This window comes from Nostocoides japonicum T1-X7 (assembly GCF_001046855.1).
GTDB classification, from domain to species: Bacteria; Actinomycetota; Actinomycetes; order Actinomycetales; family Dermatophilaceae; genus Nostocoides; species Nostocoides japonicum.
Window position 1 is genome coordinate 5,000,490 of record NZ_HF570958.1, and the last position, 5,012, is coordinate 5,005,501.

Sequence of the window (5,012 nt, forward strand, 5' to 3'; positions counted from 1 at the left end):
GGCTGGTTCCGTTCGGGTCGAGGTATCTGGTGACGTAACGGTGGTCACTGGATACCTCGACCGGATTGGGCCCCTTCCCATGGAGGTATTGGGTGACGTCCCGGCAGTTCATGGATACCTCGACGCGGCTGGTTCCGTTCGGGTCGAGGTATCTGGTGACGTAACGGTGGTCGTTACCCGTCGTGGCCGGGCCCGATATCGAGATCGGGCCGACAGAGGTGCCTGGCTGCGCTCCGGTGGTCGCTGGATACCTCGACCGGAGTGAGCCCCTCCTGGGTGGAGGCATTGGGCGACGCTGCGGTGGTCGCTGGATACCTCGACCGGAGTGGGCCCCTTCTGGGTGGAGGTATTGGGTGACGTCGCGGTGGTGTCTGGATACCTCGACGCGGCTGGTTCCGTTCGGGTCGAGGTATCTGGTGACGTTGCGGTGGTCACTGGATACCTCGACGCGGCTGGTTCCGTTCGGGTCGAGGTATCTGGTGACGTCCCGATGGTGCCTCGATACCTCGACCGGATTGGGCCCCTTCCGATGGAGGTATTGGGTGACGTTGCGGTGGTGTCTGGATACCTCGACGCGGCTGGTTCTGTTCGGGTCGAGGTATCTGGTGACGTAACGGTGGTCGTTGCCCGTCGAGGCCGGGCCCGATAGCGAGATCGGCCCAACCGAGGTGCCTGGTGGCGCTCCGGCGGTCGCTGGATGCCTCGACCGGAGTGAGCCCCTTCCGATGGAGGTATTGGGTGACGTGGCGGTGGTGTCTGGATACCTCGACGCGGCTGGTTCTGTTCGGGTCGAGGTATCTGGTGACGTAACGGTGGTCGTTGCCCGTCGAGATCGGGCCGACCGAGGTGCCTGGCGGCGCTCCGGTGGTCGCTGGATACCTCGACCGGAGTGGGCCCCTTCTGGGTGGAGGTATTGGGTGACGTCGCGGTGGTGTCTGGATACCTCGACGCGGCTGGTTCCGTTCGGGTCGAGGTATCTGGTGATGTGGCGGTGGTCACTGGATACCTCGACAGGAGTGGGCCCCTCCTGGGTGGAGGTATTGGGTGACGTGGCGGTGGTCGCTGGATACCTCGACCGGAGGTGGGGCCGGCACGCCCACTCGACGGGTCAGGCGAAGAGCTGCTCGCCGATGTAGTGGCCGGTGGCCGGGGTCGGCGGGACGGCGAAGATGCCGGAGCCGACGTGGGAGATGTACTCGTTGAGCAGGTCGGAGGCGCCGAGCCGCCGCTGCAGCGTGATGAAGTGCTGCGGGTCGTTCACGTACGCGATGAACAGCAGCCCGGCGTCGAGCTGGCCGAACTGGTTGATGCCGTCGGTGTAGTTGTAGCCGCGACGCAGGATCTTGACGCCCTGGTTGTTCTCAGCCGCGGCGAGGGCGATGTGCGCCGTCGGGTCGATGACGGGTGTGCCGTCCTTCGCCTGCGCCGAGAAGTTCGGGGTGTCCATCTCCGTCCGGCCGGTGAGGGGCGCCCCCTCGAGCTTGGTGCGCCCGAAGATGTGCTCCTGGTCGCTCACCCGGTCGGCGTCCCAGATCTCGATGTCCATCTCGATCTTGCGGACGACCTGATAGGTCCCGCCGGTCATCCAGCCGGCGTCCTTGAGCCAGACGAACCGGTCGAACTCCTCCGGCTCGCGGACGTTGCGGGTGCCGTCCTTGAACCCGAGGAGGTTGCGCGGGGTCTGCTGCCCGCCCCCGGCGGAGGCGCGGCCGAACCCGATGACCGTCCAACGCGTCTGGACGGTGTCGCGAGCCATCCGGGCCAGGTTGCGGACCGCGTGGTAGGTGACCTGCGGGTCGTCGGAGCAGACCTGGAGCGACAGGTCGCCGCCGGACTGGGACGTCACGAGCGCGTCGCTCGGCAGGACGGGCAGCGGCCGCAGGAGAGCGGGCCGCTTCGTGGCGAGGCCGAACCGCTTGTCGAACAGCCCCGGCCCGAGACCGACCGTGACAGTGAGGCTCGCGGGGTCCAGCCCGCTCGCCTCACCGGTGTCCTGGCCGATCGCCTCGGTCCGGGTGGGCTGGACCTGGCCGACCGGCTGGCCGGCCATGAGCCGCGAGATCGCCGCGCTCCAGCGGGCGAGGAGCGTCTGCAGGTCGCTGCCCACCGTGCCTTCGCTCATGTCGAAGGTCATCACGATGCAGTGCCGCTGCGGGGGAGTCTGGATGCCCGGCGGGTGCGGCTGGTCGTAGAAGGCGTGGCTCTTGGTGAGGTCGACGAGATCGCGGTCGGACGCGGTCGGCGAGTCCGAGCCGCTCGCCGCCTCCAGTCCCCACGCCGTGCCGCCCGCGGCGAGCGCGCCGACGGCCACCCCGCCGACGGCGCCTGTGCAACAACCGTCGGCAAGGCACGCCCGAGTCCTGCGGCGGGCAGTCCCCAGGCGTCACTGCGCGGTCGCCACCTTCTGGGCGATCTGGGACAGCGGGTCCTGCAGGGCCTGGACTGTCTTGGACAGCGAGGCGGCGTCGGTGGCTCGCAGGGCGGGGGTCCACAGCTTGTACCCGCCGGCCTGGGTGGGGTCCTTGTACTTCTCCAGGGCGGCGTCGACGTTGTCGAACTGCTTGGCGACGTTGTCGGTCAGCGTCGGGTCGATCTTCTCCAGCCCGGGCTTGAGGTAGGCGAAGGCCTGCTGGGCGCCCTCGACGTTCGCCGCGAAGTCGACCAGGTCCAGGTGGCTGTAGAGCTCCTCCTCGCCCTTGATCTTGTTCGACTGGACCTCCTCCAACAGCCCCGCGGCGCCGTTGGCCAGGTCCTCCGGCTTGTAGGTCAACGTCTTGGAGACGGTCGCCAGCTCCTTGGTGTTGGCCTGCAGCTCGGTCGCGTACTTCTTCGTCTGCGCCGTGATCGCCCCCTTCTGGTACAGATCCCGCTCGATCGCGTGGAACCCGTGCCACCCCACCGCCGGGTCCAGGTTGGAGGCCCGCATGTCGATCAGGTAGTCCAGGTTGCCCTTGTTGTCGTCCGCCTTGTACCCCGGCTTGACGAAGCCCTCGACGGCCGACTCGACCTTCTCGTAGAACGGGCGGGCCAGCGCATACTGCTTCTTCGCCTCGGCGAGGTTGCCGCTGTCGACGGCGGAGGCGAGGTTCCCGACGGCGGTCTGCATGTCCGAGAGGACCTGGGCCGCGTAGGCGCCGTACTCCTTGGTGCCCGCCGTGAGCAGCGCCGCCGCATCCCCGGTCGGCGTGGCCGCCGCCTGCCCGGTCACCGTGAACGACTGGTTCTCCGTCGCCGCACCCGGGCAGTACACCTGATACGTCCCACCACCCAGGGTCACCGTGAAGCTGACCGCCGACAACCCGGGAGCCAGGTTCTCCTTCTCCCCCAAGATCCGCTGGTCGCTGATCAGCTCGACCTCGGTGATGGAGGCGGCGTCCTTGTTCGTCACGGTGAACGTCACCGGCCCGGCGGCCGCCTTCGCGTGGTCGAGCTGGCACTGGTCGCCGCCGGAGCCCTGGGTGAGCGTCACCCCGACCTGCGCGGCACCGTCCTTGACCGGGGCGACGTCCGACGCGGCCGTGGCCGAGGAGGTCGACCCTGAGTCGTCGCCGGAGGACCCGCAGGCGGCGAGCGCGAGGAGGGAGACGACGCCGGCGGCCGTGGTGGCGGCGAGGCGACGGGTGGGACTCAGACGGGTGGGACTAACCGGCATGGGCGTTGCTCCTTGGGTTCGGGGTGGTCGAGGATCCCCTGTCCTCGAGGGCCGTGCTGGGGGGCGGGGTCAGGGCGCGCCGGCGGCGCTCGGCGGTGAGGAGGAGCGCGGCGGCGGCGGCGAGGAGGACGAGGGGCACGAAGCGACCCCAGAAGCGCGCCTCGGTGCGCTGGTTCTCGTGGGTGCGGGCGGCGTGGGCGGCCGCGTCGACGTGGTCGGGAGCGACGGTCCAGCTCGCCGGGGCCGTGCCGGCCCCACCGGGAAGGGTGGCGTCGGGCGTGACGGTGAGGGTGCGGGACGTCGGCAGGCCGCCGCCGGTGAGGGTGAGGACGAGGGTATGCCGTGACGTCGCGTCGAGGAGGACGCCCTCGACGGACCAGGCGTCGAGGGCTCCGGTGCCCGACCAGGCCGCGGTGTACGGGCCCGGGTTGCGCTGGACGTCGACGCCGACGGGGACCCGCCCGCCGCCCACGGCGACGAGGTCGTCGAGGGTCAGGGTCGTCGGCAGGTCCGCGGGGGTCGGGGCCGACCCGGTGAGGTGCTCGGCCGTCGTCCCGTCGTGCACCTGCTCGCCGGCCCGGCTCAGGGCATACGTCGCCGTCGTCGTGCCGACCGTCGTCTCGAGCCGGGAGCCGTCGCGCAGCTGGGCGGTGCCGACCGAGGCGCCCGTCGCGTCGACGAGCGGCGCCGGACCCGAGGCGGGCAGCGCGGGCGCGCGGACGAGGACGGCGAGCAGACCGGCGGCGACGACCGCGGCGAGGGCGACCACCTGCTTGATCCGGATGCTCGCGACGGGTCCGGGGCGCCGGGTCGGCGGCCAGAGGACGATGAGCATCATCGGCACGAGGTAGCACAGCCACCCGACGACCTCGACGAGCCGGGGATCGGCCGGGATGCCGAGGACGCCGGTGAAGAGCGCGCCGCGGATCGAGCCGACGGGGGCGAGCCAGGACAGGTCGACGGTGCGCTGCTGGCCGGCGTTGAGCCAGCCGGCCTCGTGGGCGGTCCGCAGGGCGGTGACGAGGAGGCCCGCGGCGACGAGCACGAGGAAGACGCCCGTCGCCCGGAAGAACCGGGACAGGTTGATCCGGACGCCGCCGCGGTAGATGCCGATGCCGAGCCCGATCGCCACGAGGATGCCGAGGAAGGCGCCGGTCGCCGCGGTGAAGGCGTTCGTCGACGCCTGGAACGTCGCGAGGAGGAAGACGGAGGTCTCGAAGCCCTCCTTGAGGACCGCGAGGAACGCCATGATGACGAGCGCGCGCGACGTGCCGTCGCCGAGCGCCTCCTGGGCCTGCGCCTCGAGCTCCCGCTTGAGCCCCCGGGAATGGGTGCTCATCCACAGGATCATCCCGGTGAC

The 5,012-nt window shown here is 70.4% G+C and carries 4 protein-coding genes; all 4 read right to left on the reverse strand.

Annotation, left to right across the window (positions count from 1 at the left end; translation table 11 throughout):
* On the reverse strand, window positions 1-286 hold a 286-nt coding region (locus tag BN12_RS26410), incomplete at its 3' end, for a hypothetical protein (RefSeq protein ID WP_235432508.1).
* Window positions 287-1,108: 822 nt separating this feature from the next.
* The gene (locus tag BN12_RS22590; protein ID WP_235432509.1) at window positions 1,109-2,311 is read right to left on the reverse strand and encodes a Dyp-type peroxidase; all 1,203 of its coding nucleotides are present in this window, start codon (window positions 2,309-2,311) and stop codon (window positions 1,109-1,111) included.
* Window positions 2,312-2,383: 72 nt separating this feature from the next.
* Window positions 2,384-3,652, reverse strand: coding sequence for an iron uptake system protein EfeO (efeO, locus tag BN12_RS22595; RefSeq protein ID WP_053080021.1), 1,269 nt, complete (start codon window positions 3,650-3,652; stop codon window positions 2,384-2,386).
* On the reverse strand, window positions 3,642-5,012 hold a 1,371-nt coding region (locus BN12_RS26540), incomplete at its 5' end, for an FTR1 family iron permease (RefSeq protein WP_048552761.1). The genes efeO and BN12_RS26540, both read right to left, overlap by 11 nt.